This window comes from Salibacterium halotolerans (assembly GCF_900115625.1).
GTDB lineage: Bacteria > Bacillota > Bacilli > Bacillales > Marinococcaceae > Salibacterium > Salibacterium halotolerans.
In genome coordinates this window covers 42981-58653 of sequence record NZ_FOXD01000009.1, presented here as the reverse complement: position 1 = coordinate 58653, position 15673 = coordinate 42981, and the positions used below count along the sequence as shown (strand labels likewise).

Annotated in this window: 16 protein-coding genes and 1 tRNA gene; all 17 read right to left on the bottom strand. The window is 48.3% G+C overall.

The window, feature by feature from the left end; translation table 11 throughout:
• Window positions 1-32: 32 nt before the first annotated feature.
• The 17 genes from BM124_RS09180 to rph all read right to left on the bottom strand — a co-directional run bounded on the left by BM124_RS09180 (window position 33) and on the right by rph (window position 15569).
• Window positions 33-1040: a tetratricopeptide repeat protein gene (locus tag BM124_RS09180; protein ID WP_093336997.1), complete on the bottom strand. Its 1008-nt coding sequence runs from the start codon at window positions 1038-1040 to the stop codon at window positions 33-35.
• 122 nt (window positions 1041-1162) lie between these two features.
• Complete coding sequence (gene leuD / locus BM124_RS09175; protein WP_093336995.1) at window positions 1163-1750, bottom strand: 3-isopropylmalate dehydratase small subunit; 588 nt, start codon at window positions 1748-1750, stop codon at window positions 1163-1165.
• A 27-nt stretch (window positions 1751-1777) separates the two neighbouring features.
• Complete coding sequence (gene leuC / locus BM124_RS09170; RefSeq protein WP_093337111.1) at window positions 1778-3193, bottom strand: 3-isopropylmalate dehydratase large subunit; 1416 nt, start codon at window positions 3191-3193, stop codon at window positions 1778-1780.
• A 37-nt stretch (window positions 3194-3230) separates the two neighbouring features.
• Window positions 3231-4307 (bottom strand): 3-isopropylmalate dehydrogenase, encoded by a 1077-nt coding sequence (gene leuB, locus BM124_RS09165; RefSeq protein WP_093336994.1) that lies wholly within the window; start codon window positions 4305-4307, stop codon window positions 3231-3233.
• Window positions 4308-4345: 38 nt separating this feature from the next.
• Entirely contained in the window at window positions 4346-5893 is a 1548-nt protein-coding gene (locus tag BM124_RS09160; protein WP_093336992.1) for a 2-isopropylmalate synthase, read from the bottom strand.
• A gap of 15 nt (window positions 5894-5908) precedes the next feature.
• On the bottom strand, window positions 5909-6901 hold the full coding sequence (ilvC, locus tag BM124_RS09155) for a ketol-acid reductoisomerase (RefSeq protein ID WP_093336991.1): 993 nt from the start codon (window positions 6899-6901) through the stop codon (window positions 5909-5911).
• A 39-nt stretch (window positions 6902-6940) separates the two neighbouring features.
• Window positions 6941-7462: an acetolactate synthase small subunit gene (ilvN, locus tag BM124_RS09150; protein WP_093336989.1), complete on the bottom strand. Its 522-nt coding sequence runs from the start codon at window positions 7460-7462 to the stop codon at window positions 6941-6943.
• On the bottom strand, window positions 7459-9186 hold the full coding sequence (gene ilvB / locus BM124_RS09145; protein ID WP_093336988.1) for an acetolactate synthase large subunit: 1728 nt from the start codon (window positions 9184-9186) through the stop codon (window positions 7459-7461). Before ilvB ends, ilvN begins: the two co-directional genes overlap by 4 nt.
• Window positions 9187-9588: 402 nt before the next feature.
• Complete coding sequence (gene ilvE / locus BM124_RS09140) at window positions 9589-10494, bottom strand: branched-chain-amino-acid transaminase (protein WP_093336986.1); 906 nt, start codon at window positions 10492-10494, stop codon at window positions 9589-9591.
• Window positions 10495-10726: 232 nt separating this feature from the next.
• Window positions 10727-11380 (bottom strand): class I SAM-dependent methyltransferase, encoded by a 654-nt coding sequence (locus BM124_RS09135; RefSeq protein ID WP_212634956.1) that lies wholly within the window; start codon window positions 11378-11380, stop codon window positions 10727-10729.
• 189 nt (window positions 11381-11569) lie between these two features.
• On the bottom strand, window positions 11570-11773 hold the full coding sequence (locus BM124_RS09130; RefSeq protein ID WP_093336983.1) for a ComEA family DNA-binding protein: 204 nt from the start codon (window positions 11771-11773) through the stop codon (window positions 11570-11572).
• Window positions 11774-11963: 190 nt separating this feature from the next.
• Window positions 11964-12206: a DUF3006 domain-containing protein gene (locus BM124_RS09125; RefSeq protein ID WP_170841070.1), complete on the bottom strand. Its 243-nt coding sequence runs from the start codon at window positions 12204-12206 to the stop codon at window positions 11964-11966.
• 10 nt (window positions 12207-12216) lie between these two features.
• Complete coding sequence (locus BM124_RS09120) at window positions 12217-13182, bottom strand: ComEC/Rec2 family competence protein (RefSeq protein WP_093336980.1); 966 nt, start codon at window positions 13180-13182, stop codon at window positions 12217-12219.
• Window positions 13183-13445: 263 nt separating this feature from the next.
• Window positions 13446-13522, bottom strand: a tRNA-Arg gene (locus tag BM124_RS09115).
• Between the two features lie 143 nt (window positions 13523-13665).
• Entirely contained in the window at window positions 13666-14193 is a 528-nt protein-coding gene (locus tag BM124_RS09110; RefSeq protein WP_093336979.1) for a metallophosphoesterase family protein, read from the bottom strand.
• A 5-nt stretch (window positions 14194-14198) separates the two neighbouring features.
• Window positions 14199-14801, bottom strand: a complete 603-nt coding sequence (locus BM124_RS09105; RefSeq protein ID WP_093336977.1) for an XTP/dITP diphosphatase — start codon at window positions 14799-14801, stop codon at window positions 14199-14201.
• The gene (gene rph, locus BM124_RS09100; RefSeq protein WP_093336976.1) at window positions 14802-15569 is read right to left on the bottom strand and encodes a ribonuclease PH; all 768 of its coding nucleotides are present in this window, start codon (window positions 15567-15569) and stop codon (window positions 14802-14804) included. It lies immediately after the preceding gene.
• Between the last annotated feature and the right edge of the window lie 104 nt (window positions 15570-15673).

Genomic DNA, 15673 nt, shown 5'->3' with positions numbered 1-15673 from the left:
ACTGTTCGGCTTCTGCCGGAATAAAGCAGCTTTTATATATGTGATATGTTGGGTTTTAATGTATCATATTCTTGTTTTACATCACAAAAAGTTTTCTCTGAAATATCATAGTGCGCTGCTGTATCATCTGTCTTTGAAGGGTATCCGATGCGCCCTGCAGCTTCTGCATGAATCACAGCGGCCAGCCCGTTTACCGGCATGGATGGTGGAAAAGGATAATAATACAGCAGAAGTTCTTTCAACAGTTCCAAACTATGTTCGAGCAGCACCGGCTCCTCGTGGGCAAGCACATCCCGAAGAAGCCCCTTTGTTTCTATGTACACCGAGCTGTCTTCCAGTGGAGGCAGAGAAGAGGGAATAAAAGTCCCCGTGCGCTCCAGTTTCGTTATCTCAACTTCCCGGTCTGTATGGATATCCTTCAGTAAAAACAAAAGCATACTTTTTAAGAGCGGAGTTATTTCCGGATCGGTAAGCAGCGTTTCGACGTCCGGCACTACCGAAGAAAAGGGATAACCTTTCATTTCCTGAAGAATCGACAGTTTATATTCTGCCCCGCCTGATTTTAACTCCACACTCCAATCCCGATCAGGCCGGTCTTCTTCCGGCTCCGGCTCAATGGACGTTTCAGCCATCGTGCGTGACAATTCCAGCAGCTCAAACAACTGCTCCGCCATCTTAGCGGGAAAGCGGTGTTCTTCCTGAACGCCTTCGAGGATCGTCACCACTTTTTGATATTCTCCAGCCTGCGCAAGCAGCGACACATACACCTGCAGGACTTCGAAATAGTTGCTATTGTTCCCGTCCATTAACTGTTCCGCCAGTCTGATTCCTTCCGTTAGTCTTCCGGTTTCCGCAAGCCCGAGAAGCAGACCGTACGACGCCTCTTCATGAAAGGAGTCATGCTGCAGGGCTTCTGAAAAGAAGTTCACTGCTTTTTCTTTGTTTCCTTTTTTCAGTTCTTCCAGTCCCTGCGTTGATAGTCGATCCGCAGAGCCTGGAAAAGAAATAACATTCTGCTCCGAGTCCTTTTTTTCCTTCATGCTGCGCCCCCTTTCCTGTACGTGATAGTGATGGAAAAAGAAGACAGCCCCTTTGCAGGCTGCCTTTCTGTTTTACCCTCGTGTTGATCGTACACGACTGTCTTTTGCAATGAAAGATGGTTTTATACGTTCATACTTTTTTCGAATTGATCGATTTTATCTTCATACTGCAGCGTGATACTGATCTCATCCCAACCGTTGATAAGCATCTGCTTATAATAATCATCAATCTCAAATGTTTCTTCAAAACCCTGCTCATCGGTGATTTTTTGATTGGGAAGATCAACCATTACGTCGTATTTCTGATTCTTCCCCTTTTCCATCAACCGATATACTTTTTCTTCATCCAGACGTATCGGCAGGATACCGTTTTTGAAACAGTTACTGTAGAAAATGTCAGCAAAACTCGGTGCTATAATCACGCGGAATCCATAATCCTGCAGGGCCCACGGAGCATGCTCACGCGAGGAGCCGCTTCCGAAGTTATGATCGGCAATCAAAACAGTCGCCCCTTCAGCCTGAGGCTGATTCAGTTCAAAATCCGGATTGTCGCTTCCGTCCTCCAGAAAACGCCAGTCAAAAAACAGAAACTGCCCGAAACCTGTGCGCTCAACACGTTTCAAAAACTGTTTTGGGATGATTTGGTCCGTATCCACATTGACACGTGGCAGAACCGCTGTATTTCCGGTGTGTGTCACGATTGGTTCCATTACATTCACCTTCTTTTTCTGAAATCGTTAGTTCGTTACTGCTTCATCGAGATACCGGATATCAACAAATCGACCGGCAATAGCAGCAGCGGCGGCCATAGCGGGGCTGACGAGATGTGTTCTTGCGCCTTTACCCTGGCGTCCTTCAAAGTTACGGTTTGATGTGGACGCACAGCGTTCCCCTTCCGGAACAAAGTCAGGGTTCATACTTAGACACATGCTGCAGCCGGACTGTCTCCAGTCAAAACCGGCATCTTTGAAAATTTTATCCAGCCCTTCTTCTTCCGCCTGCATTTTTACCTGCTGCGATCCAGGAACGACCATAGCGCGCACACCATCTGCCACGGTCCGGCCTTCTGCGATTTTGGCAGCGGCGCGGAGATCGCTGATACGGGCGTTGGTACAGGAACCAAGAAATACATGCTGGATGTGGATATCTGTCATTTTCGTACCCGGTTCCAGATCCATATACTCAAGCGACTGCTCAATAGCTTTACGCTCTGCACCTGTTTCGGCGTCCTCCGGTGAAGGAACCGTTCCGTGAATACCGACACCCTGGGACGGGTTGGTTCCCCATGTTACCATTGGCTCAATTTCCTCACTGTCAATTTCCACAACAGCGTCGTACTCCGCTCCTTCGTCGGTGGCAAGAGCCTGCCATTCTTCCACTTTGCGGTTGAATGCCTCACCTTCAGGAACATGTCTGCGTCCTTCCAGATAATCGAACGTTACCTGGTCCGGGCTGATTAATCCGGCTCTTGCCCCTGCTTCAATGGACATGTTACAGATGGTCATGCGTTCTTCCATCGTTAAACCACGGATAGCTTCTCCGGTGTACTCCAAAACATGGCCGGTACCAAAGTCGACACCATGTTTTGCGATGACAGCAAGAATGATGTCTTTTGCCGTTGCTCCCGGGTTCAGCCGGCCATTCACACGGACTTCCATTGTTTTCGGCGGGGACTGCCATAATGTCTGCGTCGCCAGCGTGTGCTCCACTTCACTCGTGCCGATACCAAAAGCAAGCGCACCAAAAGCGCCGTGGGTGGACGTATGGCTGTCACCGCACACAATAATTTTGCCCGGCTGAGTAAGCCCCAGTTCAGGACCTATGATGTGGACAATACCGTTATTCGGACTGTTTAAATCCGCAATTTCCACACCAAATTCATTACAGTTATTTGTCAATGTTTCCATTTGCTTTTTGGAAACAGCATCCGTAATGGAAGACCTGTTTTCGGTCGGAACGTTATGGTCCATCGTCGCAAACGTCAAATCCGGGCGGCGGACTTTGCGTCCGGATAGACGCAGTCCTTCAAAAGCCTGCGGAGAAGTAACTTCGTGCACCATCTGAAGGTCTACATACATCAAATCCGGTTTACCGTCTTCGGCGTGTACTTTATGGCTTTCCCAGATTTTTTCGATTATTGTTTTTGGTTTCATTTCCGCTTCCCTCACTTTTCCTCTCCCGGTTCCCCGGTTATTTTTTCAGTACCTCCATGACTTTTTCCGTCATTTCATCTGTGGACAACGCGGTTTCCCCTTCTTTTGCAATATCTCCGGTACGATGTCCGGCACTCAGAACATCAGAAACCGCTTTATCAAGAGCATCCGCCTCTTCTGTCATTTTAAAGGAGTATTTCAGCATCATCGCCGCCGATGCGATCATCGCAAGCGGGTTCGCTTTATTCTGTCCTTCGATATCGGGAGCAGAACCGTGAACCGGTTCGTACAGACCCGGTGCCTGTTCTCCGATACTCGCCGAAGGCAGCATGCCGAGCGATCCGGTAAGCATGGAGGCAGCATCGCTTAAGATGTCACCAAACATATTGCCGGTTACCATCACATCAAACTGTTTTGGTTCACGGATAATCTGCATGGCAGCGTTATCGACCAGCATGTGTTCGACTTTCACGTCCGGATAGTCGCTTTTTATTTCTTCCACCGTTTCGCGCCAGAGGCGGCTCGATTCCAGCACATTTGCTTTATCAACCGACGTCAGCTTTTTACGGCGGAGCTTCGCCATTTCAAAACCCTGACGGACAATTCTTTCTATCTCGGATTTTTTGTAAATCATCGTATCAAGTGCTGCTTCTTCTCCGTCCACCTGTCTGCGTTCCTGCGGGCGGCCGAAATAGATACCGCCGGTCAGTTCCCTTAGAATCATGAGGTCCACGTTATCGACCACTTCTTTTTTCAGACTGGAAGCGTCCGTCAGACTTTCATGACCGGTCACAGGACGAAGATTTGCAAAAAGCTGAAGAGCTTTGCGGATACCGAGAAGTCCCTGTTCCGGGCGCAGTCCGGAAGGATGGTTCTCCCACTTCGGACCGCCTACCGCTCCAAGCAGGACACCGTCACTGCTTTTACACGTGTCCACTGTTTCCTGTGGAAGAGGGTCTTCATGTTTGTCGATGGCTGTTCCACCGATATCGGCATACTTATACTCAAATTCATGACCATACAGCTCTGCGACTTTATCCAGTACGGTGGTGGTTGCTTTTACGACTTCCAGGCCTATTCCATCTCCCGGAAGAACGGTAATTGTTTTCTTCATTCTTTTCTCTCCCTTACAGCTTTCATCACCCGGCAGCGTTACACGTTGACTTTTTCCGCCTGAAGATCACGGCCGCTCTGATAGTTCAGCGCGCGGTTTATGGCATTGATATAGGCACGGGCGGAGGCTTCCAGCACATCATTAGCCGTACCGCGTCCGGATACTTCCACGCCTTCGTACTCCATTAGAACATTGACTTCTGCAAGAGCATCCCGTCCGCCGGTAATAGACTGGATGCGGTAATCTTTAAGATCTGCGTGTCCTCCAATCATCCTTTCAATTGTCTGGTATACGGCTTCTACACTGCCGGAACCTGTCGCTGCTTCCTGGATGGTGTTTCCTTCCGGATTTTTCAGCGTGACAGTTGCCGTTGGAATATTGGTGGTACCGTAGTTCACCTGAAGGGTTTCCACTTCATAATAGCTGACGGACTCCCCGGCTTTTTCTTCAGACATGAGCGCCATAATATCTTCATCGGTTATTTCACTCTTCTTGTCTGCCAGTGTTTTAAATTCTTTAAACACTTTTTTCAGCTCTTCCTCTGAAGCCTGGTAGCCGAGTGCTTCGATCTTATTCTTGAATGCATGGAGCCCGGATAGTTTGCCGAGCACCATACGGTTGGCGTTCACCCCGACGAGATCCGGCGTGATAATTTCATAGGTGGAACTGTTTTTCAGCACGCCGTCCTGATGAATGCCGGATTCATGGGCAAATGCGTTGTCCCCGACGACCGCTTTATTACTGGGTACCGTCATGCCGGACAATTTACTGATCATCGTGCTCGTGCGTTTGATTTCATTCAGGGTCAGGCCGGTTTCTGCCTTATAGTAATCATTGCGGATTTTCAGTGCTACTGCAATCTCCTCAAGCGAAGCATTGCCGGCCCGTTCCCCGATGCCGTTGATGGTTCCTTCCACCTGACCTGCTCCAGCTTCCAGTGCAGCAAGCGAATTCGCCGCTGCCATACCAAGATCATCGTGGCAGTGCGTGGAAAGTACTGCTTGATCCGAATTCGGCACGTTTTCCTTAATATAGCGGAACATGTGACGTATTTCATCCTGCGTGACGTAACCGACCGTGTCCGGCAGGTTAATCACTTCCGCGCCGGCATCAATGACTTTTTCGATGATTTTAACTAGAAAATCAAGGTCGGAACGGCAGGCATCTTCAGCGGACCACTGCACGTGGGGGAACCTTGTTTTCGCATATTTCACCGCTTCTACTGAATTTTCTATCACCTGCTCCGGCGTCATGCGGAGCTTATGCTCCATGTGGATTGGTGACGTGCCGATGAAGATATGCAGTCTTGGTTCCACGCCGCCTTTCAACGCTTCCCAGGCTGTATCAATGTCTTTAAAAACGGTGCGGGAAAGACCGGTGACAGAACTTCCTTTAATCGAATCGGCGATGTTTTTCACCGATTCGAACGAACCGTTGGACGATGCCGGGAACCCGGCCTCGATGATATCAACACCGAGGCGTTCGAGCTGATAGGCAATCTGCATCTTTTCATCAAAATTGAAATTCACACCCGGTGCCTGTTCCCCGTCACGAAGCGTTGTGTCAAAAACATTAATCTTCCGCACAGTCACCACTCCTTTCTATTTTTTGCCGACAAACGGCATCATTCCGCGCAATTCACGGCCGACTTCTTCAATCTGATGTCTATTTTCACGCGCATTGGTTGCATTAAATTCCGGACGGTTTGCCTGGTTTTCAAGAATCCAGCTTTTCGCGAAACGTCCACTCTGAATATCATCCAGAATACCGCGCATCGCTTCTCTGGTCTGCTCCGTTACAATTCTCGGGCCTGCCTGGAAGTCTCCCCACTGAGCAGTGTCCGAAATGGAGTAACGCATTCCTTCCAGACCGCCTTCATACATAAGATCCACAATCAGCTTCATTTCGTGGAGGCATTCAAAGTAGGCCACTTCCGGCTGATAACCGGCTTCCACGAGCGTTTCAAATCCGGCTTTCACCAGAGCAGATGTGCCTCCGCAAAGAACAGCCTGCTCACCGAACAGGTCGGTTTCTGTTTCTTCCTGGAAGGTTGTTTCCATGATACCCGCGCGGCCTGCTCCAATCTGTTTAGCATAGGCAAGGGCGATATCTTTTGCCTGGCCTGTGGCATCCTGATACACCGCGATAAGGGACGGTACGCCGGCTCCTTCTTCATAAACGCGGCGGACGATGTGCCCCGGTCCTTTCGGCGCGATCATAAACACGTCGATGTCTTCCGGAGGAACCACCTGGCTGAAGTGGATGTTAAAGCCGTGCGCAAACGCGATAGCTTTGCCGGGTTTAAGTTCTGGTTTAATCTCATTTTCATAGGTTCCCGGCTGATGTTCATCCGGAAGCAGAATCATAATGACGTCGGCCTTTTTCGTGGCTTCATTGACGGTAAATACTTCAAATCCGTCTTCTTCCGCTTTCGTCCAGGACTTTCCTTTACGAAGTCCGATGATAACGTGAACACCGCTTTCCCGCATATTTTTCGCGTGGGCGTGGCCCTGGGAGCCGTATCCGACAACCGCTACCGTTTTGTCCTGCAGGATTCCCTCATTGATATCACCATTGTAAAGTGCTTGTGCCATAATTGCTATCTCTCCTTTTAAAGTAGTAAAAATTGTAGATTAATTTAGAATAGAATACCTTGGTGTTTCAAAATCACTTTTAACCGGGCCCCGTTTGAAAGCAGTGATGCCGGTACGGGCAAGTTCTTTAATGCCGTATGGTTTCAAAAGATCAATCAAAGCTTCCACTTTCTGTTGATCGCCGGTCACCTGGAGCGTAATGCTCTCCCGGCCGACATCCACTACAGAAGCGCGGAACGGCTCGGCAAGCGCGGATATTTCTCCTCGATGCTGCGGAGCGGCGACCACTTTAACAAGCGCCAGCTCTCTTTCAATGATCGAATCATCGGTAATATCCCGCACTTTCAGCACATCCACCTGTTTGTTGAGCTGCTTGATCACCTGATCCAGTCCGCGTTCGTTATCGACATTCACAACAAACGTCATACGCGAAATGTCAGGGTTCTCTGTCATGCCGACGGTGATGCTCTCAATGTTAAACTGCCTCCGGGCAAACAACCCTGTAATCCTGTTCATCACTCCGGAACTGTTATTTACTGTTGCAACGATGGTGCGTTTCACGGCTTAATTCCCTCCATTTCATGATGGCCTTTTCCAGGTGCGATCATCGGATAGACATTTTCTTCTTTTTCCACCCGGCAGTCCATCAGCACCGGACCATCATAGGTGAGAGCGTCTCGCAGCGCCTGATGCATCTCCTTTGGATCTTCTATTTTCCAGCCCTTAATGTTGTAGGCTTCCGCCATTTTCACAAAGTCCGGCTGGATAGGAAAAATCGAGTTGGAATAACGCTCGTCATAGAATAATTCCTGCCACTGACGGACCATACCGAGAGAAGCATTATTTACAAGAATAATTTTCACCGGCAGATTCAATTCCTGCAGAATCGACATTTCCTGCGCCGTCATCTGGAATCCGGCGTCGCCGAGCACGGCTACAACCTGCCGGTCCGGTGCGGCGAACTGGGCGCCGATAGCTGATGGAAAGCCGAATCCCATGGTTCCGAGTCCACCGGACGTCACCCAGGAATCGGGGCGGTCGAACTTGTAGTACTGGGCAGCCCACATCTGATGCTGACCAACGTCTGTCGTCACGACAGCCTCGCCTTTCGTTTCTTCATAAATCATTTCCATCAAGTGCTGCGGTTTGAGATAATCCTTCTCTTCGTGATACCAGAGCGGATATTCTTCCTGCCATGCAGCAAGCTGCTCTTTCCATTTCGTGAAGTCGCCCGGAGTGCCGTTGTATTCATTCAGCATGCGCAGCGCTTCTTTCGCATCTCCCACTACAGGAATCTCGGTTTCGATATTTTTGCCGATTTCGGCCGGATCGATATCGATATGGGCCACTTTGGCATTCGGCGCGAAGTGTTTGAGCGCGCCGGTCACCCTGTCATCAAAGCGTGCGCCGATGCTGATTAAAAGGTCGGATTCATGCAGAGCCATGTTCGCGGTGTAGGTGCCGTGCATGCCGACCATGCCAAGCGACAGGTCGTGGGTTCCCGGGAAAGCTCCGAGACCGAGCAGCGTGCTCGCTGCAGGAATCTGCTGCTTCGTAATATACTCATAAAGTTCATCGGATCCACCGGCGTGAAGTACTCCGGCTCCGGTGAGAACGACAGGCTTTTCTGCTGCCGTTAAGGCATCGGCCAATTTTTTAATCTGAAGCTTGTTGGGAACGACAGTCGGCTGATAGCCGGGAAGTTCCACCGGTTGATCGTAGTTGAAAATACCGGACGCCGCCGCAATGTCTTTGGGCATATCAATTAATACAGGACCGGGCCGGCCGGTGGAAGCAATGTGAAAAGCTTCCTTGATCATCCGGGGAAGATCTTCTACTTCCCGCGCCTGAAAATTGTGTTTTGTAATCGGCATCGTCACCCCAATAACATCGGCCTCCTGGAAGGCATCGGTTCCGATTGCGTTTGTAGCCACCTGACCGGTAATAACAACGAGAGGAAGCGAGTCAATCATGGCATCGGCAATACCGGTGACAACGTTTGTCGCTCCGGGACCTGAGGTGACGATACAGACTCCGGGATTTCCGGAAACTCTGGCATACCCTTCCGCTGCATGTACCGCCCCCTGCTCATGACGGGCAAGCACATGATGCATTCCTGTTCTGTAAATTTCATCATAGGTGGTTAAATTTGCACCGCCTGGATAGCCGAAGACGACTTCGACATTCTCCCGCGCAAGCGCCTGAATAAGCATGCTGGCTCCCGTCATTTCCTGGCTTTCGTCTTTGAGTTCGCGGTCCTGCATTTCTTTTGTCTCTGGTCCCATCTCTGCTTCCTCCTTATACATAGTTTTCTTGGTCGGCGGAACGTCAAATAAAAAAAGTCTTTCCGCCCTTTAACCAGAATGAATCCAGTTAAAGGGGCGGAAAGACTGCTTTCCACGGTACCACCCTTTTTTGCGGCAACAGCCGCCTCGGCGGCGGAACGACTGCTTTGTTCCGCCTGTTATGATAACGGGTGAAGTGTACATTCCTGCACCCGGCCTGCATTACCGGCAGTTAAGCTTTCACACAGGCACTCAGAGGGGAGTTCATCTACAGCGGCAGTTCCGTTTCTCAGCATGCACGGATCTCTGTGAAGGCCGGAATGCAGACTACTGGTCCTCTTCAGCGTATTTCTCTATTTGACTGTTTTCGTATAGACACCGGGACGTACAATCCCGTCTGTTTCAAGTTATTTCGACTTCTGAACGGGGCGCTTCCATGCTTACGCCGTCCTGTTCTACTTTGTTACGAAATGCTTCCAGTATCCGCTGCGTTTCTTTACCCGGCTTTCCATCGCCGATAATACGGCCGTCCACCTTGACAACCGCAATAACTTCAGCAGCTGTCCCGGTAAGAAACACTTCATCGGATGTATAAACATCATGTCGTGTAAAAGGGTCTTCTCTTAAATCATAACCCATTTCAACGGCAAGTTCAACAATCGCCTGACGGGTAATTCCTTCAAGAGCTCCCACGTAGCCGGGAGGTGTATACAGCACACCTTCACGCAGAATGAAAATGTTATCTGCGGAACCTTCCGCCACATACCCTTCGTTATTCAGCATCAATGCTTCATTCACACCGGCAAGACCGGCTTCAATCTTTACAAGAATATTATTTAGATAATTCAATGATTTTACTTTAGGGCTCAATACATCCGGGCGGTTTCTTCTTGTTGCAACGGTGACAATATCCAGACCTTTTTCATAAAACTCTTTCGGATAAATAGCGAGTTTCTCCGCAATGACGACAAGCTGCGGGCGCGCACAAGACGCGGGATCCAGACCGAGATTGCCGACTCCGCGGGAAACGACGAGACGAATATAGGCATCGCGGAGATTGTTCTTTTTCAGTGTCTCCACAATAACGTCAGTGAGGTCCTGTTTCGTGTACGGAATGTCAAGCATTATCGACTTTGCGGAATTATAAAGGCGGACAAGGTGTTCATCAAGTTTGTAAACATTGCCGTTATAGACACGGATGCCTTCAAATACGCCGTCACCGTAGAGAAAACCATGATCAAAAACGGAAATTTTCGCATTTTCTTTCTCCACAAATTCTCCGTCCAGATAAATCCATTGTTCCCCCATGCCCGATCACCTCTGATGTTCCTTCAATATTAAACGGTAACGTAAATGCATGGTTATTCTGAAAATTTTCCGTGTCAATTACGTGTTTGACGATTATAATACGCCGGTTAAAGGTTTTGGTCAATCCCTTTTTTAAAATTATTAGACGATTCAAAAAGAGAAGATAAATTTGAATGCGGTTACACCGTCTATTTATCAAGCTTTTTGTCGGATTATTTCTCTAACAAAAATTTTATTCTTTCTGAGCCAAAAACGTGAGAGTGTTGTTTTCTGCATGCCTGTCCACTTTCTCAACCACCACCCTCCAGGAGGCAAATGCCTTCCGCAGTAAATCAACCGCTTCCTGCCACGTTGGATTCCAGACCGGATCCGGATGTGTATCTTGAGATTGATCCGTGTTCATCACAATCGTGACATAGCGCTTATATACCACACCGGCTTCGATACGGGATAGAAGCATTTCCCGGTCTTTCTGGGACGGAATGTGTTCCAGCAGGTGGACAGCCAGGATCCAGTGGTAATACTGCTCCTCTATCGCTGTGTTCTCCACTTTTTCATGAACCGGTTTGATATTTGCTTGCACGCCGAAGCGGCCGCTGTTCGTTTTGAGCTGTTCGACCGCAAGGGGAAGATGATCGACCGCTGTCACCTCTGTATTCATAGCCGCGGCCGAACCTGCGATGGCAAGCGCGTGCCTTCCCGGACCGGCACCAAGATCGAGCACACGGCTGTCCGGAATCCGCTGAACCACCGGAATATAACGTTGAATAAAGGGCGACGGCTTCTCGAGCCAGGACCCTTTTTCAAATAGATTATAACTGCTGTACAGATTATGGAAGTACTGTTTTTGATATGTTACTAGTTGCTCTTCATTCATGAATGTCATCCCTTTCGATTCAAAAAACGTGCTACCGTATCGGTTAAAGGTCCGTTCCAATTGTATAGGCAGCGTCCTGATAAATCAATTTATTCCTGCAGAAAACAGCGGGCATCTGCACCGCTTTCGGCCTGTGTTTTCATCACGACAAGTCTTTAACAGAACAGATGTCCGTCTATCAAGAAAAAATGGAAATAATTAACTTATAGTGATGTTCGGCCGCATTGCCTCAATTGTTGCCATCCCGATGTAAGAAACATTATTCAGCTCATCCATCGATTCAAACTGCCCGTTTATATTTCTGGATTTGATAGTGTTCTCTACAATCGCAGGACCGACTCCTCTAATGTTCTGCAGTTGTTCATAAATTACCGCAGACAGTATGTACTTCCCGTATGCCATCCCATTCACAAAGAATCGGAATGTGAGAGAAAAGTTGTCTCACATTCCGCTTTCTATTACTTCTTTCTCTCTGTTCGAGTATTTCTTTCCATATTTATTCCTCGGAGAAAACAAAAGAAGACGCCGGGATTCACTAAATCAAGGCCCCCCCATCGATAATATCATGGTATTTATTAGTTTCTGTTCCCACCTATTTATTCTTCAGCTTCTGAAGGGTTGATTGGGCTTTTTGTTTTCGGTATTTTGTTTCCTGATAATTTACTACAGCTTCCCGCACTATTCCATCTCCGTTACATTCAACTTCTATGACATCACCTTCCTTTAAACCGGCAGGAAGTTGTTTTGTTAATATCTCTTTCTTTATGCTTTCATCGCCGGCAGGAAGGAGAATGGCCAGTTCCCCCTCCAACCTATCGACCGTGTATTTTTTCAAATAAACCCTCCTACCCACATATCATACCCAGTGGCATATCAATTATAAAGTCTTTGTTATCTACATTTTCATTTCCATCACCGGTCCAAGGCTCTGATGATAGCACCTTGGGACCTTGAGGATACAGCGAAACTTCAATATTTCCGGATTCATACGTGCTGTATAGTTCAACTTCAGCATCTTTCAAAATTCCTACAACATTTTCAGAAGGGTGGCCGTAATTATTTTCGCCGTAAGACAGAAACGCTGTTTCAGGATCCACTGCTTCCACAAATTGAGCACTTGTTGATGTATCTGCCCCGTGGTGACCAACCTTCAGCATGTCGGACACGACATCGTATTTTTCCATCATTTCTACTTCATTTTCAATCGTAGCGTCCCCCGTTAATAACGCTTTTGTTTCTCCATAGGTGAAATGAAGGACAATAGAGGATTTATTGATAACATCGCTGTCATGATATCCATTCAGAATTTGCACTTCAGCAGCCTGCGTGTCTAAATATTCCCCTTCTACTGCTTTTACAACATGAATATCCTGTTCATCTATTACTTCAAGGTACTTCTGATACGTTTCCGTCGTATGCTCTTTTCCGCTATCCAGCACATTTTTTACTTCTACTTCTTTCAATACCTTAATTAATCCGCCGATATGATCGACATCCGGATGTGTTGCCACAACCCATTCCAAGCTGTCGATATGCTCTTTTTCTAAATAATCAATGATTACTTCTCCCGATCCGTGCATGCCTCCGTCAATAAGAATATTTCCTCCGGCACCAGTGGGCTCCACTAAGATGCTGTCACCTTGTCCTACATCCAGAAAATGCATGTTCAAAGCAGCACCCGGAGCAGCTTCCATTCCTTCCTCTTTTGTGATTCCATTACATCCCGGCATTGCCCCTTCTTCAGCATGAATCACTGGTGTCAACATGGACCCAAGTAATGCTATGGTCAATATGTACCTTTTTAGTCTCACCAAACTCCCCCTCAAAACGTTTCTGTTATTTTGCCACAAACCGGGTGAAATAATGGAGTTTGATAAAAATAATTAATCATTTCTTTTATGGAAAAAATGAATTGGGCAGCAGCCAATCACTTTAAGGAGTTTTTTTACGGAGAAACAGGGAGAAAATAAATCCTGCCCCAAAGAGCTAAAATCAGAGCGATTTACGAAAAGCAGAAATGTTGGATATAAATTAAAAACCCCTTGTCTCCCAAGGGGTTTGGCACTTTTGATTTTGGTGTCCCAGGCAGGATTCGAACCTGCGACCTACGGCTTAGAAGGCCGTTGCTCTATCCTACTGAGCTACTGGGACAGGACGTATGTTTTTTCAGCGACAAATATTATATTATTATATCCGGCGCCTTAAGTCAATACGATTTTTGAAAGTGTGTAAAGGAACAGAAGAAAAAACGGCCCGGACCTGGAGCAGAGGCTCCAGGCCGTGGTCCGTACCTTTTATTCTTTTGTTCCAGCCGGGAAAGAAGCGTAGAGATCGGTTACTTCTTCGGCCGACTCCCGTTCATAAAAGCGTATTTCAGCTCCTCCGGATTCATCAAAGGAGGCGATCGCATACGTCTGTTCCGGACGGGTGCGGGGCTGCATCACACTGCCCGGGTTGACGAACAAAACACCCTGGTCTTCAAACGCGGTCGGGTGGTGGCTGTGGCCGAAACATGCCATGCGCGACTGTGTTTCTTCGACACGGTACGAAAGCGGAATGTGGGTCATTTTAATATTATAGAGGTGGCCGTGGGTGACATACACCCGGACCCCTTTTACCGTTTCAGCGATATCTTCAGGGAATTCGTCGGGCTTGTCCACGTTTCCCTGTACCGTATGTACACCATCCAGAATAGAAGAGTCTTTGGACAATTCAGAGTCTCCGCAGTGAAAGACAGCATCCACTTCGCCGCGGTGACGTTCAATCACTTCACTGAGTTCCGTCCGGCTGCCGTGGCTGTCACTGACGATTAAACATTTCATAGGATTCACTCTCCTTCGTCCGCTGTAATATTCAGGCTCTGTTCTTTCATTTTCTGAAGAGCCCGGAACCGGTGGCTGATCTTATTTTTTTCTTCCGGCGGCAGTTCTGCCATGCAGACGCCGCGCTCCGGCAGATAAAAAATGGGATCATAGCCGAAACCGTTTGTACCTGATTTGGCCGAGGCTATGCTGCCTTCACACGTTCCGCGGAATGTTTCCGTAGTCTTTTTCGGCGCTGCTGCGGCAATCACACAGACAAAACGCGCCGAACGTTCTTCCTCCGGTACGTCTTCGAGCTCCCGCAGCACTTTGGCCGTGTTCGCTTCATCATTTTTTTCCTCCCCGGCATAACGGGCGGAATATACACCGGGACGTCCATTCAGTGCATCGATTTCGAGTCCGGAGTCATCTGCAATAACCGGCACTTCATACACACCGGCAATCGCTTCCGCCTTCAGGGAGGCGTTCTCTTCAAACGTCACCCCGGTCTCGGGTATATCTTCCATGTCCACATCAAGCAGGGACTGGACAGCCACATCAGAACCGAACATGTCACGAAATTCTTTTACCTTGTTTTCATTTTTGGTTGCGATAATGATTGTGCGCATTTACTCAACCGCTTCCTTCTTTGTTTGAATGTCCTCATCAATGGAGCCGAGCAGTTCTTTCTGGATCAGAAACAGTTCATTCATTCCTTTTTCCCCCAGGTCCAGGAGGGAATTAAGCTGTGCGCGGGAATAGGAAGCTTCTTCCCCCGTCCCCTGCAGTTCAACCAATTCACCATTTCCCGTCATCACAATATTCATATCCACCGCTGCGTCGGCATCCTCTTTATAGCATAAATCCAGCAGTTCTTCCTGTCCAGCGTCCACTCCGACAGAAACAGCAGCCAGGTAATCGAGAATCGGCCATGTCTTGATTTTTCCTGCCTCTACAAAAGATTTTACTGCCATGGCCATGGCTACAAATGCACCTGTAATGGAGGCAGTCCGTGTGCCGCCGTCTGCCTGAATGACGTCGCAGTCAATCCAGATCGTACGCTCCCCGATGCTTGACAAATCAACAACAGAACGCAGGGACCGGCCGATTAAACGCTGAATTTCCATCGTTCGTCCGCTCAGTTTTCCTTTCGCTGCTTCCCTGATATTACGCTGCTCGGTCGCTCTTGGCAGCATTGAATATTCTGCAGCAATCCAACCTTTTCCGCTGTTGCGCATAAATGGCGGAACGCGGTCCTCAATGCTCGCCGTGCAGATAACTTTGGTTTCTCCCACGGTGATCAGCACCGAGCCTTCCGGATGTTTTAAAAATTCCGTATCAATAATAACCGGACGCATCTCATTTTTCTCTCTTCCATCAAAACGTCTCATTGTCATGTTTGTATCCCCCTATTCTGAAAAAAACCTGTTACGGTGTAACGTCTGACAGCTCCTGCCCTCAGGGAAGCAGGAGCTTGACAGACGCTTCCTGGATAAAAAGA